Origin of the sequence: Streptomyces iakyrus, from assembly GCF_000717055.1 — a bacterium.
Lineage (GTDB): Bacteria > Actinomycetota > Actinomycetes > Streptomycetales > Streptomycetaceae > Streptomyces > Streptomyces iakyrus.
Genome location: NZ_JNXI01000002.1, coordinates 355,616 through 378,756 on the forward strand (window position 1 = coordinate 355,616; position 23,141 = coordinate 378,756).

Below are 23,141 nucleotides of genomic sequence, written 5' to 3' on the forward strand. Positions count from 1 at the left end.
GCCGGGCCGTGTCCTACGCGGGCAGCACACCCTCGTGCGTCAGCAGCCGCACCTTGCGGTCCAGACCCCCCGCGTAGCCGGTCAGCGTGCCGTCCGCCCCGATCACCCGGTGGCAGGGGCGGACCACGAGCAGGGGATTCGCGCCGATCGCACCGCCGACGGCCCGCACCGCCGCCCGGGGCGCCCCGATGCGCGCGGCGATCTCGCCGTAGGTCGCGGTCGAGCCGTAGGGGATGTCGTCCAGCGCGGCCCAGACCCTCTCGCGGAAGGCGGTGCCCTCGGTCCGCCAGGCCAGCCGGAACTCCTTCAGTTCACCGGCGAAGTAGGCGGCGAGCTGCTCCTCGGCCTCCCGGAAGGGCCCGGGGTCGCGCCGCCAGTCGTCCCGCACCTCGCGTCCGCCCTTCTGGCCGGGCACGGACAGGGAGGTCAGCTCGCCGGTCGGGGCGGCCGTGAGGAGCAGCGGCCCGAGCGGGCCGGTCACACTCGTCCAGTAGGTCGGGTCGGTCATCACAACTCCCACTCCCCTGCTGCGCGCAGGTGGTTCACGGCGTACGAGCGCCAGGGGCGCCAGTGGTCGGGGACGTCATGGCCGGGCGGCGCCACGTCCGGGTCGCCGAGGGCGCGGGTGCGGATCTCGGCCACCGTACGGGCGTCCAGTCCGGGCACGGCACGCAGGGCGTCCTGCGCGTCGTCGCGGTCGGCTCCCGGATCGAGCCGTACGGCGTGGTCGGCGAGGGCGGCGGTGAGCGCGCCGAGGGTGCCGCCGGGTTCGGCCCCGGCGAGGACGGCCGGCTCGGGAAAGAGGTGGGTGAGGCTGCCGCAGGGGGTGTCGAGGGCCTTGCCGTAGCGGCGTACGAGCCGTTCCGCCTCCGTGCGGCCGGTCAGCGCGCGCACCGCGAGTTCCTGCGGGTCGGCGGTGCCCGGTGAACGCAGCCCGGGCCGGGCGCGGACCAGGGGTGCGAGCCGCGGGTCGGCGGCGAGGCGTTCGTCGACGGCGTAGGGATCGGCGTCGAGGTCGAACAGCCGCCGCAGCCGCTGGACTGCGGTGGTGAGGTCGCGCGGGTCGGTGAGGTGCAGCCGGGCGTCGAGCCAGCCGCCCGGGTGGGCGCCGGAGCCGGTCCGGGCGGTGCCCGGGCGTTCGTCGACGGCGACGATGCCGGTGCCGTACGGGAGGCGGAGGGTGCGCCGGTAGGTGCGGGTGCCGGGCGGGCCGCTCACGTCCTCGATGCCGGGTACGGCCTCGCGCGCCAGCAGGTCGAAGACGGGTCCGGCCTGGTAGGGGCCGCGGTGGGCGAGCCGGAGCGGGATGCCGGCGTCGGGGGTGGCCGCGCGGCGGCCCCGGCCGGCCTTCGGCGCGGCGGCGCGCAGCTCGCTCGGGGTCGACGCGTACACGGCCCGGATCGTGTCGTTGAACTGCCGCACGCTGGCGAAGCCCGACGCGAACGCGATCTCGGTGATCGGCAGCTCTGTGGTCTGCACCAGGACGCGTGCGGTGTGGGCCCGCTGGGCCCGGGCGAGGGCGACCGGCCCGGCGCCGAGTTCGGCGGTGAGCTGCCGCTGCACCTGCCGTGCGCTGTAGCCGAGGCGTCCGGCGAGCCCGGCGACGCCTTCCCGGTCGACCACGCCGTCGGCGATCAGCCGCACGGCCCGGCCCACCACGTCCGCACGGACGTTCCACTCGGCGGAGCCGGGCACGGCGTCCGGGCGGCACCGCCGGCAGGCCCGGAAACCCGAGCCCTGCGCGGCGGCGGCCGTGGCGAAGAACCGTACGTTGGCCCGCTTCGGGGTGACAGCGGGGCAGCTCGGCCGGCAGTAGATGCCGGTCGTCTCGACGGCGAAGAAGAACACGCCGTCGAAACGGGCGTCGCGGCCGCGTACGGCCTCGTACCTGGTGTCTTCGTCCGTTCCCTGGTCCATCACCCGTCCAGTCTCCGCCGTGGGCCGGGAAGCCGCTGGCGGAAATCGGACATGACGATGGACCTAGGGGGCGTAGAACTCGGTGTCGTAGTACCAGTCGTCGACCCCGTTGAGCCGCAGCCGGGCGGCCACCGTGAAGATCGACTCGTTGCCGACGTACTTGGTCGGGGCGAGGCAGCCGCGGGTGAAGCCGGGGTTGAGCGTGGAGCTCGCGCAGTCGACGTTGCTGCCGAAGTTGCTGCTCACCGCGCCACCGATGGACACCGCCACGCTCGCCGCGTTCTGCACGACCAGGACGGCCTGGGCGTACCTGCTGCCGTTGACCACGGCGCAGACCTTGAACTTGACGTTGTCCGACACCTTGTGGGTCTTGTAGGCACTGCAGTGCCAGGTGGAGTTGGTGCTCACCGTCTGCCAGTTCTGCGCGGCGCCGACGGGCGCCGCGGTGAGCGCGAGAACACCCACCGCGGCGGCGACCGCACCCAGAGCCCTGACACGCATGTCGTTCCCCCTCAATCCGAACACGTGTCGGTTCGAACACGTGGCCCCCCTTCGGGGGCCGTTGATCATAACCGGCCGGTCATGACGTGGCTACGAACGCCAGTGTGCTCCCCGCTTGGCCTCCATCGCGGCCTTGCCCATCGCCCCCTTCCGCTTCCAGTCCCTCCGGATCTCGGCCCGGAGCCGGGCGTCGGTCTTGGCGACGATGCGCTGGTTCTCGCGCTGGAGCTTGCGGTAGCTCTGCAACCGCCGCTCCGGCAGCTCACCGGTGTCGACGGCGGCCAGAACGGCGCATCCCGGCTCGGCCTCGTGGGCGCAGTCGTGGAAGCGGCAGCGCTCGGCCAGCTCGGCGATCTCGGAGAACACCTGACCGACGCCGGTCTCCGCGTCCCACAGGCCGACCCCGCGCAGGCCGGGGGTGTCGATCAGGACCCCGCCGCCCGGCAGGGCGAGCAGGTTGCGGGTGGTCGTGGTGTGGCGGCCCTTGCCGTCGACGTCCCGGGTGGCCCGGACGTCCATGACGTCCTCCCCGAGCAGCGCGTTGGCGAGGGTCGACTTGCCCGCGCCGGACTGGCCGAGCAGCACGGACGTCCCCCCGCCGACGATCGCGGCGAGGGTGTCGAGCCCTTCCCCGCCGAGGGAGCTGACGGGCACGACCGCCACGCCGGGCGCACTCGTCTCCACGTCCTGGACGAGGTACGACAGGGTCACGGGGTCCGGTACGAGGTCGGCCTTGGTGAGGACGACGACGGGCTGGGCCCCGGATTCCCAGGCGAGCGCGAGGAAGCGCTCGATGCGGCCGAGGTCCAGCTCGACCGCGAGGGACACGGCGATGACGGCGTGGTCGACGTTGGCGGCGAGGATCTGCCCCTCGGACCGCTGGGAGGAGGTGGAGCGGACGAAGGCGGTGCGCCGCGGCAGGTAGGTGCGGACGTAGCGCGGGTTGCCGCCGGGTTCGACGGCGACCCAGTCGCCGGTGCAGACGACGCGCAGGGGGTCGTGCGGAGTGACGAACGCGGTGTCGGCGCGCAGCGGCCCGTCGGCGGTGACGACGTCGCACTGCCCGCGGTCGACCCGGACGACCCGGCCGGCCAGCAGGCCTTCGGCCTCGTACGGGGCGAACTCGGCCGCCCAGCCCGCGTCCCAGCCGTACGGCTGGAGCGGATGCGAGGTGGACGAGGACGAACCCGGGAGAGAAGAGAAAGACAAGGGGTGACCCTTCACAGGGGTGGCCCCGGCACCGCGCTCGAAGGCGCTGAGGGTAAGAGGTCAGCCGGAGGCCACGGAGGTGGACTTGATGAACTTCCGGATGCGGGCAGCGCCCATCTCAGAGACAGCCATCGATCACACCTCCTGCTCGTCACACAGCCGACGGCGGCAGCAACGGGCCGCCGCGCGATTCGCCCCCACCATAGAGGGGCACGCCCCCCGGGCGCCACGGAATTAACCCCGCCCTGGCGGGGCCCGCCGGGAAGGCCTTCTCCGTCCCTGCGCACGACGCGCACGTGGTGGCCGGACGTGGTGCACTGGAATCACGGGAGGTGCAGCATGTCAGGTCGCGCGGGCAAGACCCGCAACATCATTCTCGTGTGGCTGATCTGGCCGCTGATCACCCTGGGCATCTACCACCTGGTCTGGTACTACAAAGTGAACCGTGAGGCCCGGGACTTCGACTCACGGATCGAGGTCAACCCGGCCATGGCGGTGCTTGCCATCACCGTCGGCTGGCTGGTGATCGTCCCGCCCTTCGTGTCGGTCTACAACACCGGTCTGCGGGTGGCCCGGATGCAGCAGTCGGCCGGGATGCAGCGGAGCTGCAATCCCTGGATCGGCCTCATCCTCTTCATCGTGGTCGTTCTGTTCCCGCTCTACTACCAGCATGAGCTGAACCAGATCTGGGACCGGTACCAGGGCGCGGAAGAGGGCGAGCAGGTGCCACTCGCAGCCTGACGCCGGGCGGTTCGTCAGCCGCTCTTCGCGCAGGCGTGGCCGTTCAGCTCGAAGTCGTACGGCGGTGAGTTCTTGCCCCGCCAGGAGGAGATGAAGCCGAAGGCCAGGTCGCCGCCCGCGGGGACCGACTTGTTGTAGTCGGCGGCGGTGGCGGTGACGCGGGAGCCGTCCTGGGAGACCGAGGCGTCCCAGATCTGGCCGACCCGCTGGCCGTCCCGGAAGGACCAGGCGACCCGCCAGGAATCGAGGGACTCGGTGCTGGTCACGGTGACGGTGGCCTGGAAACCGTCGGGCCACTGGTTGACCAGGTCGTACTCGACCCGGCAGACGGGGTCCGCACTCTCGCCGGGTTCGGTCCGGGCGGTGGGCGAGGAGGTGCCCTGCGGTTCGGTGTGGCGGTTCTTGCCCTCCGGCTTGCCGGACTTCTCCGGCTTCTTCGTGCCCTGGGTGGTCCGTTCGGCCGGCTTCGAGGTCGCGGGCGGCAGGGAGGGGGCGGACGGAAGGGGCGGCGCGGGGTCGGCCACCGGCTGGCGGTCGGTGCCACCGGGCGCGCCGAGCTCGTCGCTTCCGCCTCCGAAGGGCATCAGTGAGACGCCGAGGGCCAGCACGGAGACCAGGACCGCGGCGACGAGGAGGCTGTTGCGGGCGACGCGCGCCTTCTGCTCCCCGTCCTCCGGTGCCCCGGCCGCCTTGTCCGCGGAGCCGGGCCGGCCGGCACCGAGCCGTACCTCGGCGGCCCGGCGGCGGCGCTCCAGGTAGGCGAGGCCGCCCCAGCCGATCACGCCGCCGGCCAGCGCGCCGGGCAGGGATCCGCCGTGCAGGCGCAGGCAGGCGGCGGCCTCGGCGCACTGCACGCAGGTGGCCAGGTGCCGGGAGAGGTCGCCCGGGGTCTCGGCGGCGGAGGAGCGGGTGACGGCGTCCAGCAGCCGGGCGTAGCTGCGGCACCGGGCGTCCATCGGCGTGTCGAGGTGGTTGCGGTGGCAGCGGTCCCGGAACAGGGTGCGCACCTGCTGGAGTTCCTCGGCGGCGCCGGCCGGGTCGAGGCCCAGGCGGCCGGCGACCAGGGGCAGCGGCAGCGCCTCCACCTCGGTGAACCACAGCAGTTCGGCGTCCGCCTGCTGGAGGTCGCGCAGACCGCGCAGCGCGAGCGGGCGCTGCAAAGGCGGGCCGGTGTAGCGGGCGGCCTTGTCCGAGTTGAGCCACAGGCGCAGGTCGGGGTCGAGTTTGTGACCCTGCCCCTCCTCCTCCCAGGCCGCGGCGGTGGTGCGTACGGCGGTGAGCAGCAGGGGTATGCGGGGCAGCCGGGCCGGGCGGCGGCCGGTGCCGCGGACCGGGCCGCTGTCGGCGGCGCGGGCCTCGCGGATGCCGTGTGCGAACGCCTCGCGGCCCAGCTGTGCGGCGGCCGTGGAACCGGACGTGCACAGGTCCGCGTACGCGAGGACCGCGTCCCAGCACTCGGAGAACAGCGCGGCCTCGGAGGCGTCCTGAGGGGTCGGCAGGTCGGGCATGAGTCTCCTGCGTGGACAGGCGAGGTCAACTCACCACATCGGCATTGGAGTTGGGGGGACCCTCGCGGCAGTGCAAGAGCTTTTCACGCCTCCTGCACAACTGACAAGCGCCCTGTTCAGATATCAGGACAGGGCGGCCGCACCCCCATGGCTCCGGCCTCGGAGTGTCATACGGGTGCGGCCGCCCTGTGACTCAATGCCCTGTCGTCCCGGGCGACGACGTGATCGAACTGTTATCGGACGGCGGTCGGTTCGTCGGCCGGCAGGCTGTCCATGAAGGAGCTGACGGAGAAGACCGCGTTGCCGGCGCCGGGCGGGCCGTAGCCGGGGGGCGAGGAGAGGCCGAAGTCCTCCATGGTCTGCCGGTAGGCCTGGAGCAGGCGGATGTGGTACTCCAGCGGCGCGCCCTGCGGGTTGGCCTTGCCGAGCGGCGTCGTGGGCTCCGGGCACCAGGTGGTGAAGCGGGGCGTGATGCCGTGCGACATGAAGAAGCGCAGGCCCTCGGTGGTGGACGCGATGGCCTCGTCGACGGTCGTGAATCCGGAGGGCGCCGCCATCTCCACGCCGGCCACGAAGTTGGGGATGACGTTTCGGGCGCCGAAGACCTCGGCGGAGTCGAGGATGCGCTTGTGCCACTCGTCGCGGCCGACGTACCGCTCCTTGCCCGGGCAGTACAGCTCGAACAGGCGGCGGTCCCACACCTCGTAGTTGGGGTGGTAGATCTGCACGCCGTAGTCCTTGAAGCGCTGGACGTCGTCCTTGGGCAGCGCCTGCGCGACGACCTTGCCGATCCAGCGGCCCGGGAAGTGCTCCTCGATGGCCTTGGCGTACATGCCGTAGAAGTCGGCCTCGTCGCGGCCCTGGAGCTTGGAGGTGATGGCGCCGCCGGTGAGCGTGTACGCGGTCGACGCCTTCGCGGTGTCGTACCGGTTGATGATCTCCAGCGCCTCCAGGACCTCGTCGACGTCCTTCACGCCCGTGTAGGGCCGCCCGGCCGCCTTGTGCTGGCGCCAGTTGTGGTTGATGTCGCAGTACTGGCACTCCTCCTTGGCGCCGAAGTACTGGCAGACCCGGAAGACGGTCAGATAGATCAGGTAGCCCCACTGGATGGTCGGGGCGACCTCCATGACCGACTTACCGCTGGCGAGGGTGTGCCGGTAGTACTCGGGCATCGGCGGCACGCCGACGTCGGAGATCCGCTTGCCGTCGAGGTAGAGGCCGAGCACGCCGTCCTCGTTCGCCGCGACGCGGTAGGGCGAGGACGGGTTCACGCGCACCGAGACCACGGTGCGGCGCAGGTCGTAGGGGCCGCCGGTGAGGATGATCTCCTCCGGCGGGCGGCGCAGCGCGGCCTCGCCCAGTTCGGGCAGGGTGCCGTGGTCGAAGGAGAAGATGAAGTACGACTTCGGCTTGACCTCGCCGCCCTCGTTGTCGCTGAGCGCGGACGGGTCGAAGGCGACGCCGCCGCGGAGCAGGTCCTCCTTGAAGACGGCCTCCCGCGGCACGTGCGGGAACCGCTCCATCAGATCCTCGACCAGCGCGGTACGGCTGCCCATCCCGACTCTCCTCCCGGTTCGGACGTACGACTCCTCACGGTATGCCCATCGGTGTACGCGGCCGGTACCGGGTCCCCCCGAGCCGGTGGAATGTCCCCTTCGCGGCGGTTTGGCCGGGGGCTGCGCGGGTCAGGCTTCGCGTTCCAGCGCCGCCCAGTCGACCGCGTGCGCCGGCTCCTCCCCGGCCAGCAGCCGTTCCGCCTCCTCGGCGACGGCCAGGCCGAGCCGGGCCAGCTCGTTGCCCTGGGAGCCCGCGAGGTGCGGGGTGACGAAGGCGCCGGGCAGGTCGTAGAGGGGCGAGTCGGCGGGGAGCGGCTCCGGGTCGGTGACGTCGAGGATCGCGCTCAGACGCCCGGTGCGCAGCTCCGCCACGAGGGCGTCGTGGTCGACCAGCGCGCCGCGCGCGGTGTTGATCAGCACCGCCCCGTCGGGCATCAGGCCCAGCTCGCGACGGCCGATCATGCGGTGGGTCTCGGGCGTCTCGGGGGCGTGGACGGTGACGATGCCGGACGTGCGCAGCAGCTCGTCCAGGGGCAGCAGGGGGACGCCGAGCGCGGCGGCCCGGCGTTCGTCGACGTACGGGTCACTGAGGACGGGCCGCAGGTCGAAGGGGCGGAGCAGGTCGAGGACGCGGCGGCCGATGCGGGAGGCGCCGATGACGCCGACCCGGCGGCCGTAGTTGCCGATGCCGGGGATGACGCCCCAGCCGGCACAGGCGCGGGTGGTGCGCATCCGGTCGCGGGCGGCGAGGACGTCCTTCCCGGCCAGCAGGATCATGGCGAGGGTGTACTCGGCGACCGGCAGCGCGTTGGCGACGGCCGCCGAGGAGACGGCGATGCCGCGCTCGCGCAAGGCGTGGGTGGCGAAGGACTTCACGGATCCGGCCGAGTGCAGCACCGCCCGCAGGCGGGGAGCGGCGTCGAGGACCGTCTCGTCGAGCCGGGGGCACCCCCAGCCGGTCACCAGGATCTCGGCCCGGGCCAGCGTGTCGAGGACGCCCGGGTCGGCGAAGTCCTCGGCCACGAGGTCCGGTTCGATGTCCACGGACGCGCGCAGCCGCGCCAGCACCTCGGGCGGGAAGACCTGCGGCACGTTCTCGGCGGCCATGGCGAACAGTGCCTGGGGGCGCTGGCTCAAGGAGGTGACCTTCCGGCTCGGCGGACAGGGGCGAAGCGGATGCTGTAGAAAACGCTCTCTACCCTGCCCACCGTAGGCCGAGCCGGGCGGCGGCGGCAATGGACACCGGGGCCGGGGTAGGTTCCGGCGGGGGCTTCCCGGTCCCCGCTGCCTCGGGGAAGGACGACGTGGATGAACGGGACCGTGACCAACTGGGCGGGCAACATCACCTACGCGGCCAAGGAACTGCACCGGCCCGGCTCGCTCGCCGCGCTGCGCGCGCTGGTGCGGGACAGCGCCCGGGTGCGGGTGCTGGGCAGCGGGCACTCGTTCAACGAGATCGCCGAACCGGGCCCCGAGGGCGTCCTGCTGTCGCTGGCCGGCCTGCCCCAGGAGGTGGACGTCGACACGGCGGCCCGGACGGTCCGGGTCGGCGGCGGTGTGCGCTACGCGGAACTGGCCCGCCGGGTGCACGGGGAGGGACTCGCACTGCACAACATGGCGTCCCTGCCGCACATCTCGGTGGCCGGGTCGGTCGCGACCGGCACCCACGGCTCGGGGGTGCTCAACGGGCCGCTCTCGGTGTCCGTGCGCGAGGTGGAGCTGGTCACGGCCGACGGCTCGGTGGTGACGATAGGCCGGGACGAGGAGCGGTTCGGCGGCGCCGTCACCTCGCTCGGTGCGCTCGGGGTCGTCACCGCGCTCACCCTGGACCTGGAGCCGGCGTTCGAGGTCGAACAGCACGTATTCACCGAACTGCCGTTGTCGGGGCTGGACTCCGGTGCGTTCGAGACGGTGATGGCGACGGGGTACAGCGTCAGCCTGTTCACCGACTGGCGGGAGCCGGGCTTCCGGCAGGTGTGGCTCAAGCGGCGCACCGACCAGCCGCTGCCCGCCTTCCCCTGGGCCGCTCCCGCCACCGAGAAGATGCACCCGGTGCCGGGCATGCCCGCGGTCAACTGCACCGAGCAGTTCGGCGTGCCGGGGCCGTGGCACCAGCGGCTGCCGCACTTCCGGGCGGAGTTCGTCCCGAGCAGCGGGGCGGAGCTGCAGTCGGAGTACCTGCTGCCGCGCGGGCACGCCGTGCGGATGCTGCACGCGCTCGACGCGATCCGGGAGACCGTGGCCCCCGTCCTGCAGATTTGCGAGGTGCGCACGGTCGCCGGCGACGACCAGTGGCTGAGCCCCTCCTGCGGGCGCGACACCGTCGCGGTGCACTTCACGTGGGTCGAGGACAGCGAGGCGGTGCTGCCGGTGGTCCGGCGGGTCGAGGAGGCACTGGAGCCCTTCGAGGCGCGGCCGCACTGGGGGAAGGTGTTCACGGTGCCCGCGCCGGTCCTGCGCGGGCTGTATCCCCGGCTCGGCGACTTCCGGGGGCTGGCGCTGGAGCTGGACCCGGAAGGGAAGTTCGCCAACGCCTTCGTGCGGGAGGTGCTGGCCCCGGCGTAGGGGCCGCCCCGGGGCGCGCCGCCCGGAGGTCAGGCCGTGGCGTGCGGCTGACCGCCCGGGGCCGTGGCGCGGTCGGCCTCGGCCTGGACGAGCAGGGAGAGCAGTGACGCCACGGTCAGACCCGCCTCGGCCGGGTGGCGCAGCACCTTGCCGGGGTCGATCCGGTAGGTGTTGCTGCGTCCCTCCCGGGTGTGGGAGAGGTATCCGTCCTGCTCCAGGTCGGCGATGATCTTCTGCACGGCTCTTTCGGTGAGCCGGCAGTGGGCGGCGATGTCCCGGATTCGAGCAGTGCGATCGTCGGCAATGGCGGCCAGCACGCGGGCATGGTTCGTGAGGAACGTCCATCCGCTGTGTGGCTCGGGCACTCCATCCATGCCCCAACTCTAACGACCGAACATTCATGCACCCAAAAACACGTACTCCATTTCATGTATCGATTGACGTGTATGGGGTAGAGGGGCAACGCTGGAAGCGGAGGCAAGGCGGAAGAGCGAGGGAGAACAGGGCCATGCCGGAGCCTGCGTACTCTGCGCGGTCTCACACGCAGGAGGGCGCCGTACCCACGGCGGGCGACAGTGCGCCGGCGGCGGTTCCGCCCTGCATGGCGACCATGGACGTGGTTCCGGACGGCGACCGTATGACCGTGTCCATGTGGGGCGAACTCGACCTGGGCAGCAGGCGGTTGCTGCCCGAGCTGTACGACATGCTCACCCTGTCCGGCGGCGGCGTCGACCTGTGCCTGGACGCCGTCGGGTTCTGCGACTGCTCCGGCCTCAACGCGCTGCTCGATCTGCGTACACGCGCGGTCGACCAGGGCAAGACGGTCACCATCCGCTCCTGCGGCGTCGCGGTCGAGCGCCTTCTCGACCTGACCGGCACGCGGGAGCTGTTCACCGACTCCACCCTCCCGGAGCGCCCCGCTCCCCCGCCCCCGCCTGGCACCGGCCCCCCGGAGGAGAGCAGCCGGGAACTCCGCGCCGAAGTCGCCCAGCTGCGCCGCGCCATGCAGACCCGGCCCACCATCGACCTGGCCCGCGGCATCCTGATGGCCTCCTTCAACCTGACCCCCGAGGCGGCCTGGAGCGTGCTGGTAAGGACCTCCCAGAACACCAACACGAAGCTGCACCACCTGGCCCGGGACCTGGTGGGCACGGTACGCGGCAGCACCCTGCCGGAGCAGGTGCAGCGGCAGCTGTCCGCCGCCGTCGCCGGCGCGAACCGCCCGGGCGAGGTGGCCGCCTGCCCGACGGGCGGCCCGGTGGCGGACCCGGACGACACACCGGTGGGGCCGGCGCACCCGGCCTGAGGCATCATGAGCAGGCCATGCCCGGCCACCCCCGCTCCTCCCCCGGCGGGCACTTTATAAAGCCCCTTTCCAAACCCCTTGTCGAAAGTCACGGCAGCCCATAGCCTTGCGCCGCGCCGGTGCCGACGTCGACCCGGCCCGGCCGGTCTGGGAAGGAATGGGGCACCCCGGTGAAGCGCACATCACGTGACATCCGCACCGCGAACCGCTACGAGGTGCTGCGCCAGATCATCGCGGAGTCACCCACCTCCCGGCAGGAGCTGGCGGCGGCCACGGGCCTCAGCCTCGCGACGGTCGCCACCCTCGTCGGCGAACTGCTCGACCTCCGCATGATCACCGAGGTCGGCTTCGAGGACTCGGCGGGCGGGCGCCCCCGGGGCCTGGTCGCGGTCAACTCCTCGGGCGGCGCCCTGATCGGCGTCGACATCGCCGAGACGTACGTCCATGTCGAGCTGTTCGACCTCGGGCTGAACGTGCTGGCCCGCGCCGAGGAGGACGTCCGGCCCAGCGAGAGCCTGCCCGAGCAGGTGGTGGGCCATGTGGCCACCGCCGTCGGCTCGGTGGTCATGCAGGCCGGCATCGAGGGCGCCCGGGTGCTCGGGGTCGGCGTGAGCGTGCCGGGGCAGGTGGACCGCGCGACCGGCATCTCGGAGTACGCGCCGAACTGGGACTGGCACGACGTACCGCTCCTCGATCTGCTCACCGAGCACATCGCCTACCCGCTGTACCTGGACAACCCGCTGCGCGCCAGCGCGGTCGCCGAGCTGTGGTTCGGGGCGGCGCGCGGACGCGGGAACGCCGTGGTGGTCAACCTCGGGACCGGCGTGGGCGCCGGGCTCGTCCTGGGCGGCGGGCTGCACCGGGGCGTCAGCAACAGCGCCGGCGAGTGGGGCCACACCACGATGGTGCTGGACGGGCGCCTGTGCCGCTGTGGCAACCACGGCTGCGTGGAGACGTACGTGGGCGCGCGCGGCATCATGCTGAACCTGCGGGAGATCGGCCCCGACAGCGCCCTGCTGCACGCGGACGACCAGACGGCGACCATCGACGCCCTGGCCCGCGGGGTCGCGGCGGACGACCCGGTGGCACGCCGGGCCGTCCACGAGACCGCCCGCTACCTGGGCGCCGGTGTCGCGGACCTGGTGAACCTGTTCAACCCCGAGATCGTCGTGCTGAGCAGCTGGGTGGCCCGCACCCTGGGCGAACCGCTGCTGCACGAAGTGCGCGAGGCCGTGACCCGGCACGCGCTGCCGCGGCCGCTGGCCGCCACCGAGATCGTCCTCTCCCCGATCCCCACCGACCCGGTGTGCCTGGGCGCGGCGACGTTCGCGCTGGAGGGCGCTCTCCAGGCCGTCGGGCAGAAGAACGGCAAACGCACCGCACCCGTGAGGAGCCGCACCGCCACCCCACCGTCGTAGCGACCTTCGCGGCGGCGGAACCAACTCCTCCACACCCCCCGCCTGTTCGAAATCGCGAACCGGACACAACGCTTCGCACAGACTTCGTCCAACCCCTTGCCGAAGCCTTAGCCGAAGCTCTAGCGTCCCGCACCGCACCTCTCTTTGAGCCATCTGGCGCGAGCCCCCGGGCCGTGAGCCATCAGGCAGTGAGCCGCAGAGCCGCAGCCGCACTCGAGACAAGGACGTCAGCATGTCGGCATCGAGCAACATGAACTGGGACCGCCGAAACGTACTGCGGGCCGCGATGGGCCTGGCCGCCGCGGGCGGACTCGCCGCGTGCGGCGGCAACACAGGCCGCAGTGGTGGCGGGTCGGGCGACGCCCTCGTCCAGTACTTCCACGCCTACGGCGAGGCCGGCGTCGAGCAGGCCGTCAAGCGGTACGCGAAGGCGTACAAGGGCGCCAACGTCACCACGCAGTGGATCACCGGTTCCAACTTCGAACAGAAGCTGTTCGCCGCACTGCTCACCAAGAACGCGCCGGACGTCTTCGAGTTCCACCCGCAGATCCAGCTCGTCAAGAGCGGTCAGGTGGCCGACCTGACCGACATCATCGAGCCGGTCAAGGACGACTTCAACCAGGCCGACATCAAGTCCCACACGGTCGACGGCAAGATATACGGCGTCCGGATGATCGACGACCCGCAGTTCTTCTTCTACCGTCCCTCGATGTTCGAGAAGGCGGGGGTCGAGGTGCCGAAGACCCTGGAAGAGCTGATCGAGGCCGCCGCGAAGCTGAAGACCAGCAAGGTCAAGGGCGCCTACCTCGGCAACGACCTCACGCCCGTGCAGCACAACCTGATCTGGTCCGCCGGTGCCGACACCCTCACCGCGGACAACAAGCCCGCCTTCAACACCGACGCCGTCGCCGAAGGACTCAAGCAGCTGCGCGGTCTGTTCACCAGCGGTGACCTCCTGCTCGGCGCCCCCGCCGACTGGTGGGACCCGTCGGCCTTCACCCAGGGCCTGACGGCGATGCAGTGGTGCGGCATGTGGGCCATGCCGGTCATGCAGAAGGCGCTCGGCGACGACATCGGCATCTTCCCCTTCCCGAAGGTCGGTTCCGCCGGCAAGGAGTCCGTCTACAACGGCGGCTGGTCGATGTTCGTCAACGCCAAGGGCAAGAACGTCGAGGCGGCCAAGGAATACGTCAAGTGGCTGTGGATCGACCAGAAGAAGTACCAGGAGGACTTCGCCACCTCCTACGGCTTCCACATCCCGCCGCGCACCTCCCTCGCGGAGTCCGCCACCAAGCTCAAGTCCGGTCTGCCGGCCGAGGGCGTGAAGCTCTTCAACGAGTTCGGCCACTTCGACAACATCGGCTGGACCCAGGCGATGATCGCCGCGATCAACGATGTCATGGCGAACTCCGTACGCAAGAACGGCGACCCGAAGGCCCAGCTCGCCGCCGCTGAGAAGAAGGTCGACACCGAGCTCAAGAAGCTCTTCGGTTAGGCCGCCGGACGGATCTCGACATGTCGACCACCACCACGCGCGGGGTCGCCCAGCCCGCCCCGGCCAAGGTCTCCAAGACCCGGCCGCGGCGGGGCCTGAGGGCGAGCAGCACCTTCAACTTCTGGCTGTTCACCGGGCCGTTCCTGATCGGCCTGATCATCTTCGTCTTCGTGCCCATCGGCTGGAGCATCTGGCTCAGCTTCTTCGAGGCACGCTTCACCGTCACGCCGAGCGAGTTCGTCGGCTTCGAAAACTACAAGCAGGTCCTGACGGACGCGGACTTCCGGGGCTCGCTCGTCACGTTCACCGTGTTCGCCGCGTTCATCGTGCCCGCCACCTGGGCCCTCTCCCTGGGCCTCGCGCTGCTGGTCAACCGGCTGCGGTTCATGCGGGCGTTCTTCCGGTCGGTGTTCTTCCTGCCGACGGCGGTCAGCTACGTCGCCGCCTCGCTGATCTGGAAGATGTCCCTCTTCAACGGCGTCCGCTTCGGCCTGGCCAACACCGTCCTCGGCTGGTTCGGCGTCGAGAACATCGCCTGGCTCTCCAATCCCGATCCGCCCTGGTACTGGCTGGTCATCGTGACCGTCCGCCTGTGGCTCCAGTCGGGCTTCTACATGATCCTCTTCATCGCGGCGCTGCAGAACATCCCGCGGGAGCTGTACGAGGCAGCCTCCCTCGACGGCGCCAAGCCGGGCTGGCAGACCTTCCGGCACATCACCCTGCCCCAGCTGCGGGCGACCTCGACCGCGGTGATCCTGCTCCTGCTCGTCGCCGCCTACCAGGCCTTCGACGAGTTCTTCAACCTGCTGAGCAAGGCCACGTGGGGCCAGCCGCCGCTGGTGGAGCTCTACAAGATGGCCCTCGGCGAGAACCAGAACTACGGCGCGGGCAGCGCGGGCGCGGTCGTCCTGACCCTGCTCATCTGCGTCGTGACCCTGGTCCAGGGCAAGATCATGGGCTTCGGAAGGGGTGAGGAGTCCAAGTGACCATCACAGCGCCCGACATCGACAAGGCCGCGAAGCCGGTCAAGGTCAAGCGCGGCGGAGTCCTCGGGAACACCGGTCTCTACATCGCGACCGGCGTCGCCGCCGTCCTGTTCCTGATCCCCTTCTACCTGATCGTCCGCAACGCCTTCATGACGGACCCGGAGATCACGGGCGAGGAGTGGAAGTGGTTCCCCACCTCCATCCAGTGGGGCAACATCACCGAGCCCTTCGACGACGTCACCGTCGACTTCGCCCGGTCCCTGTGGAACTCCGTCGTCGTGGCCGTCCTGCACACCGCCGGCATCCTGCTGATCTGCTCGCTCGCCGGGTACGGCCTCGCCCGCATCCCATACAAGCACGCCAACAAGGTGTTCTACGCCGTCCTGGCGACGCTGATGGTTCCGACAGCGGTCACCTTCGTGCCGAGCTTCGTTCTGGTCTCGTCCCTCGGCTGGGTGGACAGTTACCGGGGTCTCATCATCCCGGGCCTCTTCAGTGGTTTCACGTGCTTCCTGTTCCGGCAGTACTTCCTCGGGTTCCCGAAGGAGCTGGAGGAGGCGGCGCGTGTGGACGGGCTCGGCTACTGGGGCGCGTACTGGCGGGTCGTCGTGCCGAACTCGCTGAACTTCTTCGCGGCCATCGCCACGATCACCTTCATCAACGGCTGGAACGCCTTCCTGTGGCCCCTGGTCATCGGACAGGATCCGAGTGCCTGGACCGTCCAGGTGGCGCTGTCGTCGTACATGACGAACCAGACCGTCAACTACCACCTGATCTTCATGGCCACCGCCATCTCGATCCTGCCCCTGATCTTCGTGTTCCTCTTCCTCCAGCGCTGGCTGGTGCAGGGGATCGCACAGACCGGCATCAAGGGCTGAGCTAGGAGACCGATGTCTTTCCGCACGACCCCATCCGTCGACTACGTCGAGGACGTCTCCCCGGGCAGCGGTGCCCTGCCGCCCCGTGCCTGGTACGCGTCCTCGGACGCGCGGTCCCTGTCGCTGAACGGCAGCTGGCGCTTCCGGCTGTCCGCGACGGCCGGCGCCGAGGACGACTCGTTCGCCGAGGAGGGCTACGACGCCGGGAACTGGGCCGAGGTCACGGTCCCCGGGCACTGGGTCCTCCAGGGCGAGGGGGCGTTCGGCTCCCCGATCTACACCAACCACCTGTACCCCTTCCCGGTGGACCCGCCGTACGTCCCGACGGAGAACCCGACCGGTGACCACCTGCGCGTCTTCGACCTGCCGTCCGACTGGCCGTCGGACGGCGGGGCGGTGCTGCGCTTCGACGGTGTCGAGTCCTGCGCCCGCGTCTGGCTGAACGGCACCGAGCTCGGCGAGTTCAAGGGCTCCCGGCTGGCGCACGAGTTCGCGGTCGGTGAGCTGCTGAAGCCGGGCGCCAACGTGCTCGCCGTGCGCGTGCACCAGTGGTCGGCGGGGTCGTACCTGGAGGACCAGGACCAGTGGTGGCTGCCGGGCATCTTCCGTGACGTGACGCTGCTGCACCGCCCGGCGGGCAGCGTCGCCGACTTCTTCGTGCACGCCTCCTACGACCACACCACCGGCGAGGGCACCCTGCGCGTCGACTCCGACGTCGACGGGCGGGTGCTCGTCCCGGCCCTGGACATCGATGTCGCCACCGGCGAGCCGGTGACGGTGGCGGTCGAGCCGTGGACCGCCGAGACGCCGAAGCTCTACGACGGTGTGCTGGCCACGGACGGGGAGCGGGTGCCGCTGCGCATCGGCTTCCGGACGGTCGTCCTGGAGGACGGGCTCGTCAAGGTCAACGGCACGGCCGTCCTCTTCAAGGGCGTCAACCGGCACGAGTGGCACCCCGAGCGGGGCCGCGCGCTCGACCTGGAGACCATGCGCGAGGACGTGCTGCTGATGAAGCGGCACAACCTCAACGCCGTGCGCACCTCGCACTACCCGCCGCACCCGGCCTTCCTGGACCTGTGCGACGAGTACGGCCTGTGGGTCATCGACGAGTGCGACCTGGAGACCCACGGCTTCACCGAGCAGGACTGGCGGGACAACCCGGTCGACGACGACCGCTGGACCCCGGCCCTGCTGGACCGCGCCGCGCGCATGGTCGAGCGGGACAAGAACCACCCGTCGATCGTGTTCTGGTCGCTGGGCAACGAGGCCGGCACCGGCCGTGGCCTGACCGCCATGGCCGAGTGGATCCACGGCCGCGACCCCGAGCGGCTGGTGCACTACGAGGGCGACTGGAACTGCCGCGACACGGACGTGTACTCGCGGATGTACGCCTTCCACGACGAGGTCGAGAAGATCGGGCAGCAGCTCGACGGCGGCACCCACAAGCGCCGCGACCTGCCGTTCATCCAGTGCGAGTACGCGCACGCGATGGGCAACGGCCCCGGCGGGCTCGCCGACTACCAGGAGCTGTTCGAGAAGTACGACCGGCTGCAGGGCGGGTTCATCTGGGAGTGGATCGACCACGGCGTCAAGCACGCCGAGCTGGGCTACGCCTACGGCGGTGACTTCGGCGAGGAGCTGCACGACGGCAACTTCGTGTGCGACGGGCTGGTCTTCCCGGACCGGACGCCGTCGCCGGGCCTGATCGAGTACAAGAAGGTCATCGAGCCGGTCCGGATCGAGGGCGACGGGGCCAACGGCATCGTGCACGTCACCAACAAGCAGGACTTCGCCGATCTGTCGGCGCTGGCCTTCGAGTGGTCGTGCCAGGTGGACGGCGAGACCGTCGAGTCGGGTTCGCTCGCGGTGCCGGCGCTCGCGCCGGGTGAGAGCGCCGAGGTCAAGCTGCCGGAGCCGCCCGCGGACGGCCGGGGCGGCGAGCGGCAGTGGACGGTGCGGGCGCTGCTCGCGGACGACACGTCCTGGGCCGCGAAGGGCCACGTCGTGGCCTGGGGCCAGTTCGCTGTGGGGGCGCGGCCGCTGCCGTCCTTCCCGGCGACCGACCGGCCCGTGGTCGAGGAGGGCCGGATCACGCTGGGCCCGGCCGGCTTCGACGCCCGCACCGGTGCGCTGCTCTCGGTCGGCGGGGTGGAGGTCGGCGCGACGCCGCGGCTGGACGTGTGGCGGGCGCCGACCGACAACGACGACGGTGCCGAGTGGCAGACGGACACTCGCTACGGGGTGCTGTGGCGCACGCTCGGCCTGCACCGGATGCGGCACCGCCTGGTCTCGGTCGAGGCCGGCGACGACGCGCTGACGGTGCGGACGCGGGTGGCACCCGCGGCCCGCGAGGTGGGCCTGGACACGGTGTACCGCTGGACGTCCGACGGCGAGCGGCTGCGGCTGTCCGTGTCCGTGACACCGGAGGGCGACTGGACGGTGCCGCTGCCCCGGCTCGGCGTCCGCTTCGGGCTGCCGGAGGCGGACCGGGTCGAGTGGTTCGGCGGCGGTCCCGGCGAGGCGTACCCGGACAGCAGGACGGCGTCCATGATCGGACGTTGGCAGTCGACGGTGGACCGGCTCCAGACGCCGTACGTCCGCCCGCAGGAGAACGGCGCCCGCGCCGACGTCCGGTGGGTGGAGCTCGGCGGTCTCCGCATCGAGGGCGACCCGGAGTTCTGGTTCACGGCGCGGCGCTGGACGACCGAGCAGCTGGACGCCGCGCAGCACCGGACCGACCTCGCGGCCGGCGACACGGTGTGGGTCAACCTCGACCACGGGCTGCACGGCATCGGTTCGCAGTCCTGCGGCCCGGGCCCCCTGCCGCAGTACTTCCTGAGGGCGGAGCCGGTGGAGTTCTCGTTCGTGTTCTCGACCACCAGGTAAGAAACTGATTAATCGATTGACCGATTGATCGACATTCCGAGAGTGTCGGGATGTCATCCGCGGCCGGTCGGCCCTCGTGCCGACCGGCCGCTGCTGTGTTCACCGCAAGGGAGTTGGTGGGTCAGTTGAGTGTCGCCATCGAGGTCCGCGGGCTGTCCCGAACCTTCCACACCACCGTCCGCCGCCCCGGCTTCGCGGGCGCCGTCCGGTCCCTGGTCAACCCCGAGCGGGTGGCCAAGCACGCCGTCTCCGACATCACCTTCGACGTGGCCGCGGGGGAACTCCTCGCCCTGCTCGGGCCGAACGGCGCCGGCAAGTCCACCACCATCAAGATCCTCACCGGCATCCTCACGCCCACCTCCGGCGAGGCCCGGGTCGCGGGCGTGGTGCCCTACCGGGAGCGGGAGCGCAACGCCCGCAACGTCGGGGCGGTGTTCGGGCAGCGCACCCAGCTGTGGTGGGACCTGCCGGTGCGCGAGTCGTTCGCGATACTGCGGGACATCTACGAGGTGCCGAGGGCCGAACACGCGGCCCGTCTCCAGGAGTTCGACGACATCCTGGAGCTGTCGTCGTTCTGGGACACCCGGGTCCGTCATCTCTCGCTCGGCCAGCGGGTGCGCAGCGATCTGGCCGCCGCCCTGCTGCACGACCCGCCGGTGGTGTTCCTCGACGAGCCGACCATCGGCATGGACGTGGTCGTGAAGGAGCAGGTGCGGGAGTTCCTGCGGCACCAGGTGGAGCAGCGCGGCCGTACGGTGCTGCTGACCACGCACGACATGACGGAGGTCGAGCGGCTCGCCGAGCGGGTGGTGCTGGTCAACCACGGGCGGCTGATGCTGGACGGCTCGCTCGACGAGATCCGCCGGAAGTTCGGCTCGACCTGGCAGGTGCGGGCCACGCTGGCCGATCCGCAGGCCGAGGTCGTACCGCCGCCGGGCACCGCGCTGCTGCGGCACGCGGGCGCGCAGGTCGTGTTCGGTCCCGACGGGCCCGCCGCGCTCACCGTCCAGCAGGCGCTGAAGGCGGTGATCGAGCGGTTCGAGGTGACGGACATCGCCCTGGACGAGGCGGACCTGGAGGACGTGATGCGGGCCGCGTACGCGCACGCCGGGGAGGTCTGACATGGCCGTGCTCCATGCCTGGCGCGCCGCCCGGGTCACCCCGCTCGGCGAGCTGAACGCACCGCCCCGGATGACCGCCGTCGCCCTCCGGCTGGCCGTGCAGGTGGTGCTGGTCTGGTCGCTGTGGCGGGGCCTGTACGCGCAGACCGGCACGACCGCGGGGCTGAGCCGCGACCAGGCGGTCACCTACGCCGTGCTGGCCGTCCTGGCGTCCCGGCTGCGGGAGCTCGACCAGTACGCGGGCCGGGACACGGTCCTGCAGCACATGCACTTCGGCACCATCGTCTACTGGTACCTGCGGCCGCTGCCGCCGCAGCGCTACTACGCCCTGCGGGCCGCCGGCGAGCAGCTGTACGGGCTGGCGTGGGCGCTGACCGGGTACCTGATCTGCCTGGCCGCGGGCGTCGTCGAACCGCCCGCGTCGGCCGGCGCGGCCGGGGTGTTCGTGCTCAGCATGCTGCTGGGCCAGTGGGTCCTGTACTACGTCATGCTGGTGCTGGACCAGTTGTGCTTCTGGACGGTCCGCAACACCGCCGCGATGCTCATCCTGATGTTCGCCCAGAACCTGCTGTCCGGGGTGTACGCGCCGCTGTGGTTCTTCCCGGACTGGTTCGTGACGATGAGCGCGTTCCTCCCCTTCCAGGCCACGCTGAGCGTGCCGCTGTCGCTGTACGTGGGGCGCATTCCCCTGTCCGACGCCGGGTTCCAGCTGTCCGTGCAGGCAGCCTGGGTCGTGGTGCTGGCGTTGTTCACCCGGTTGCTGTGGCGGCGGGCCGCCCGGCGCGTGATCTCGCAGGGAGGCTGAGATGTCGCTCAAGGCTCTGCGGATCGTGTGGCGCGTGACAGCGCTCAACTTCCGTGCGCAGCTGGAGTACCGCACCGAGTTCCTGCTGATGATCGCGATCGGCGCGATCTGGCAGGTGTCGGTGATCGTGTTCGCGACGGTGCTGCTGTCGCGGTTCGCCGGGATGGGCGGCTGGGACAGCTCCGACGTGCTGCTGATCCCGGCGACGCGGATGCTGGCGCACGGGCTGTTCGTGCTGTTCCTGGGGCGCATGCACTGGGCCGGCCGGCAGATCCAGGAAGGCCGCATCGACATCTACCTGATGCGTCCGATGCCGGTCCACCGCCAGGTGCAGCTGGCGTTCTTCCCGACCAACGCCATCGGTGACCTGACGGTCGCGGCGGGCCTGATGGTGGGCGCGCTCTCCCGCAGCCAACTGGACTGGACGGCGGGCCGCACCGGCTACCTCGTCGCGGCCGTGCTCGGCGGGATGCTGCTGGAGGCCGCCCTGTTCACGGTCGTGGCCAGCGCGTCCCTGCGCTTCCCGGCCGCCGACATGTGGGGCCGCTGGCTGGAGGAACTCCTCGGCACCTTCGGCAGCTACCCGCTGAACGTCCTGCCCAAGGCGGTGGGCGGACTCCTCACCTTCGGCCTGCCGCTCGCGTTCGTCGCCTACTTCCCGGCAGCGGTCCTGACGGGCCACGGCCACTCGACCGGCGTCCCGTACTGGGTGGCGGCGGCCTCACCCCTGCTGGGGCTGCTGGCGTATCTGGCGGCGCGGATGCTGTGGAGGTGGAGCCTGAAGCACTACAGCGGGATCAACGGCTGACGGTCCGGCCCGAGCCCCGGATCGGGGTGAGCAGGCCCGTGGCGGCCAGGGCGACGCAGGTCGCCCCGGCCACCAGGGCGACCGGGGTCGTGCCCTGCTCCTCCGCGGCCCAGGTGAGAACGGCCGCGCCGATGGGGGCCGCCGCGTACTGGAGGGTCCAGAAGGCGGAGGTGACGCGGCCCAGGAGGTGTTCGGGGGTCACCTCCTGGCGCAGCGACATCGAGCAGGTGCCCGCCATGCCGGCGCAGGCGAGGAAGGCGGCGCTCAGGGCCGCGACGACGGGGACGTCGCGCGCCCAGCCGAGACCGGCGAAGGCCAGGCCGCACACGGCGACCGAGCCGGTCCACGTCGGGCCGAAGCCGAGCCGGCGGCGGACCCGGGCCACCAGCAGGGCGCCGGTGATGGCGCCGAGCGCGCCGACCGCCATGACCGTGCCGACCGTGCGGTCGTCATGGCCGAGGTCATGCTTGAGGTGGTAGATGACCAGGTCGTTCAGGCCGAGGGTGAGGAAGCTGAAGCCGAACAGGAGGACGGTGAGGGAGCGCAGCACGGGATGGCCGTGAAGGAAGGCGATACCGGTGCGCAGGTCCTGCCAGAGGCCGGTACGGCGGTCCTGCCGGTCGTCGGGGGCGCGCTTGCGGAAGCGGACGAAGAGCAGACAGGTGGCGGAGAGCCCGAAGCTGGCCGCGTCCACGCCCACGGCCGCCGCCGGGCCGGACCAGGCCGCGACCAGACCGGCGCACAGCGGGCCGAGGACGCCCGCCGCTGCGGCCGTGGCGTTCAACCGCCCGTTGGCTTCCGTGAGTTGCCCGGTGCCGACCAGCGCGCGCACGACCGTGACGTAGCCGACCGCGAACAGCATGCCGACCGCTTCGCACAGCGGCAGCACCACGTACAGCAGCCAGAGCTGCGGGCCGAGCAGCCACACCAGCGGGATCAGCCCGTAGAGCACCATGCGCACCAGGTCGCAGGCGATGAGCAGCCGGCGCCGGTCCACCCGGTCCACGACCGCCCCGGCGAACACCGCCGCCACGACCGCCGCCGCCCCTCCCACCGCCGTCAGCAGGCCCATCCGCGCGACCGATCCGGTGGCCTGAAGCACCAGCAGGGGCAGAGCGATCAGGGCGAAGGAGTCGCCGAGCACGGAGAGGGTCTGGGCGGCCCAGAAGATCGCGAAGTCGCGTTGCCGCCACAGCGGTCGCGTACCGCGCGAGCCGTCGCCGGAGGGGGCGTCGGCGGAGCTGCCGGGTTCGTCCTCGCGCCGCGCCGCCCCGTGCGTCATGCCGCCTCCCCCGAGCCCCGTCTTCCCCGTAACCCTACGGCTGTCGGGCGACCGGGGGGGCGCCAACCTCCGCCTGTCCGCGGCGAGTTGTCCAACGGGCTGAATGCGCAAGCCCGGACAGGTAGCCTCGGCACCGTGAAGTGAATCTCTCCGGCGGCG

At 71.3% G+C, this 23,141-nt stretch carries 20 protein-coding genes; 11 read left to right on the forward strand and 9 right to left on the reverse strand.

The genetic code is table 11. The annotated features are described in order from the left end of the window. Positions 1–13 precede the first annotated feature (13 nt). From OO68_RS04120 to rsgA, 4 genes are all read right to left on the reverse strand, one after another. Entirely contained in the window at positions 14–508 is a 495-nt protein-coding gene (locus tag OO68_RS04120; protein ID WP_033306692.1) for a methylated-DNA--[protein]-cysteine S-methyltransferase, read from the reverse strand. Then, positions 508–1,917, reverse strand: coding sequence for a DNA-3-methyladenine glycosylase 2 family protein (locus OO68_RS04125; RefSeq protein ID WP_033306693.1), 1,410 nt, complete (start codon positions 1,915–1,917; stop codon positions 508–510). Before OO68_RS04125 ends, OO68_RS04120 begins: the two co-directional genes overlap by 1 nt. Before the next feature lie 63 nt (positions 1,918–1,980). Beyond that, the gene (locus tag OO68_RS04130) at positions 1,981–2,418 is read right to left on the reverse strand and encodes a hypothetical protein (protein WP_033306694.1); all 438 of its coding nucleotides are present in this window, start codon (positions 2,416–2,418) and stop codon (positions 1,981–1,983) included. Positions 2,419–2,508: 90 nt separating this feature from the next. Beyond that, positions 2,509–3,627 (reverse strand): ribosome small subunit-dependent GTPase A, encoded by a 1,119-nt coding sequence (gene rsgA, locus OO68_RS04135; protein WP_033306695.1) that lies wholly within the window; start codon positions 3,625–3,627, stop codon positions 2,509–2,511. A 339-nt stretch (positions 3,628–3,966) separates the two neighbouring features. Here rsgA and OO68_RS04140 point away from each other — a divergent pair, with 339 nt between their 5' ends. After that, a complete protein-coding gene (locus OO68_RS04140) occupies positions 3,967–4,368 on the forward strand; it encodes a DUF4234 domain-containing protein (RefSeq protein ID WP_033306696.1) in 402 nt (133 codons plus the stop codon). A 14-nt stretch (positions 4,369–4,382) separates the two neighbouring features. Here OO68_RS04140 and OO68_RS04145 read toward each other — a convergent pair whose 3' ends face one another. The 3 genes from OO68_RS04145 to OO68_RS04155 form a co-directional block, all read right to left on the reverse strand. Next, positions 4,383–5,876, reverse strand: a complete 1,494-nt coding sequence (locus OO68_RS04145) for a cellulose-binding domain-containing protein (protein ID WP_033306697.1) — start codon at positions 5,874–5,876, stop codon at positions 4,383–4,385. Between the two features lie 233 nt (positions 5,877–6,109). Then, positions 6,110–7,432 carry a radical SAM protein gene (locus OO68_RS04150; RefSeq protein ID WP_033306698.1) on the reverse strand — a complete coding sequence of 441 codons (1,323 nt, stop codon included), beginning with the start codon at positions 7,430–7,432 and terminating at the stop codon, positions 6,110–6,112. A 129-nt stretch (positions 7,433–7,561) separates the two neighbouring features. Next, positions 7,562–8,569 carry a hydroxyacid dehydrogenase gene (locus OO68_RS04155; protein ID WP_033306699.1) on the reverse strand — a complete coding sequence of 336 codons (1,008 nt, stop codon included), beginning with the start codon at positions 8,567–8,569 and terminating at the stop codon, positions 7,562–7,564. A gap of 171 nt (positions 8,570–8,740) precedes the next feature. Between OO68_RS04155 and OO68_RS04160 the strand changes: the two genes are divergently transcribed. Continuing rightward, a complete protein-coding gene (locus tag OO68_RS04160; RefSeq protein WP_033306700.1) occupies positions 8,741–9,997 on the forward strand; it encodes an FAD-binding protein in 1,257 nt (418 codons plus the stop codon). 29 nt (positions 9,998–10,026) lie between these two features. Here the strand turns inward: OO68_RS04160 and OO68_RS04165 are convergent, their stop codons facing one another. Beyond that, positions 10,027–10,371, reverse strand: coding sequence for a helix-turn-helix transcriptional regulator (locus OO68_RS04165; protein ID WP_033306701.1), 345 nt, complete (start codon positions 10,369–10,371; stop codon positions 10,027–10,029). Positions 10,372–10,598: 227 nt separating this feature from the next. Here OO68_RS04165 and OO68_RS04170 point away from each other — a divergent pair, with 227 nt between their 5' ends. The 9 genes from OO68_RS04170 to OO68_RS04210 all read left to right on the forward strand — a co-directional run bounded on the left by OO68_RS04170 (position 10,599) and on the right by OO68_RS04210 (position 21,700). After that, positions 10,599–11,303: an ANTAR domain-containing protein gene (locus tag OO68_RS04170; protein WP_403550881.1), complete on the forward strand. Its 705-nt coding sequence runs from the start codon at positions 10,599–10,601 to the stop codon at positions 11,301–11,303. 170 nt (positions 11,304–11,473) lie between these two features. Continuing rightward, on the forward strand, positions 11,474–12,721 hold the full coding sequence (locus OO68_RS04175) for an ROK family transcriptional regulator (RefSeq protein WP_033306702.1): 1,248 nt from the start codon (positions 11,474–11,476) through the stop codon (positions 12,719–12,721). Positions 12,722–12,953: 232 nt separating this feature from the next. Then, entirely contained in the window at positions 12,954–14,216 is a 1,263-nt protein-coding gene (locus OO68_RS04180; protein WP_033306703.1) for an ABC transporter substrate-binding protein, read from the forward strand. 20 nt (positions 14,217–14,236) lie between these two features. After that, positions 14,237–15,202 carry a carbohydrate ABC transporter permease gene (locus OO68_RS04185; RefSeq protein WP_033306704.1) on the forward strand — a complete coding sequence of 322 codons (966 nt, stop codon included), beginning with the start codon at positions 14,237–14,239 and terminating at the stop codon, positions 15,200–15,202. Next, on the forward strand, positions 15,199–16,080 hold the full coding sequence (locus OO68_RS04190) for a carbohydrate ABC transporter permease (RefSeq protein WP_033306705.1): 882 nt from the start codon (positions 15,199–15,201) through the stop codon (positions 16,078–16,080). The genes OO68_RS04185 and OO68_RS04190 overlap by 4 nt, the downstream gene beginning before the upstream one ends. 12 nt (positions 16,081–16,092) lie before the next feature. Next, positions 16,093–18,966, forward strand: a complete 2,874-nt coding sequence (locus OO68_RS04195; RefSeq protein ID WP_033306706.1) for a glycoside hydrolase family 2 TIM barrel-domain containing protein — start codon at positions 16,093–16,095, stop codon at positions 18,964–18,966. Between the two features lie 125 nt (positions 18,967–19,091). Then, positions 19,092–20,087: an ABC transporter ATP-binding protein gene (locus OO68_RS04200; protein WP_033306707.1), complete on the forward strand. Its 996-nt coding sequence runs from the start codon at positions 19,092–19,094 to the stop codon at positions 20,085–20,087. A gap of 1 nt (position 20,088) precedes the next feature. Next, positions 20,089–20,892 (forward strand): ABC-2 family transporter protein, encoded by an 804-nt coding sequence (locus OO68_RS04205; protein WP_033306708.1) that lies wholly within the window; start codon positions 20,089–20,091, stop codon positions 20,890–20,892. A 1-nt stretch (position 20,893) separates the two neighbouring features. Continuing rightward, complete coding sequence (locus OO68_RS04210) at positions 20,894–21,700, forward strand: ABC transporter permease (RefSeq protein ID WP_033306709.1); 807 nt, start codon at positions 20,894–20,896, stop codon at positions 21,698–21,700. Here OO68_RS04210 and OO68_RS04215 read toward each other — a convergent pair. Further along, a complete protein-coding gene (locus OO68_RS04215; RefSeq protein ID WP_033306710.1) occupies positions 21,690–22,982 on the reverse strand; it encodes an MFS transporter in 1,293 nt (430 codons plus the stop codon). The genes OO68_RS04210 and OO68_RS04215 overlap by 11 nt on opposite strands. Positions 22,983–23,141: the final 159 nt, after the last annotated feature.

Coding starts and splice junctions, on each gene's coding strand:
- OO68_RS04140 (WP_033306696.1), top strand. CDS start 3,967: ATGTCAGGTCGCGCGGGCAAGACCCGCAACATCATTCTCGTGTGGCTG.
- OO68_RS04205 (WP_033306708.1), top strand. CDS start 20,089: ATGGCCGTGCTCCATGCCTGGCGCGCCGCCCGGGTCACCCCGCTCGGC.
- OO68_RS04125 (WP_033306693.1), bottom strand. CDS start 1,917: ATGGACCAGGGAACGGACGAAGACACCAGGTACGAGGCCGTACGCGGC.
- OO68_RS04165 (WP_033306701.1), bottom strand. CDS start 10,371: ATGGATGGAGTGCCCGAGCCACACAGCGGATGGACGTTCCTCACGAAC.
- OO68_RS04160 (WP_033306700.1), top strand. CDS start 8,741: ATGAACGGGACCGTGACCAACTGGGCGGGCAACATCACCTACGCGGCC.
- OO68_RS04195 (WP_033306706.1), top strand. CDS start 16,093: ATGTCTTTCCGCACGACCCCATCCGTCGACTACGTCGAGGACGTCTCC.
- OO68_RS04120 (WP_033306692.1), bottom strand. CDS start 508: ATGACCGACCCGACCTACTGGACGAGTGTGACCGGCCCGCTCGGGCCG.
- OO68_RS04215 (WP_033306710.1), bottom strand. CDS start 22,982: ATGACGCACGGGGCGGCGCGGCGCGAGGACGAACCCGGCAGCTCCGCC.
- OO68_RS04185 (WP_033306704.1), top strand. CDS start 14,237: ATGTCGACCACCACCACGCGCGGGGTCGCCCAGCCCGCCCCGGCCAAG.
- OO68_RS04150 (WP_033306698.1), bottom strand. CDS start 7,432: ATGGGCAGCCGTACCGCGCTGGTCGAGGATCTGATGGAGCGGTTCCCG.
- OO68_RS04145 (WP_033306697.1), bottom strand. CDS start 5,876: ATGCCCGACCTGCCGACCCCTCAGGACGCCTCCGAGGCCGCGCTGTTC.
- OO68_RS04210 (WP_033306709.1), top strand. CDS start 20,894: ATGTCGCTCAAGGCTCTGCGGATCGTGTGGCGCGTGACAGCGCTCAAC.
- OO68_RS04170 (WP_403550881.1), top strand. CDS start 10,599: ATGGCGACCATGGACGTGGTTCCGGACGGCGACCGTATGACCGTGTCC.
- OO68_RS04180 (WP_033306703.1), top strand. CDS start 12,954: ATGTCGGCATCGAGCAACATGAACTGGGACCGCCGAAACGTACTGCGG.
- OO68_RS04130 (WP_033306694.1), bottom strand. CDS start 2,418: ATGCGTGTCAGGGCTCTGGGTGCGGTCGCCGCCGCGGTGGGTGTTCTC.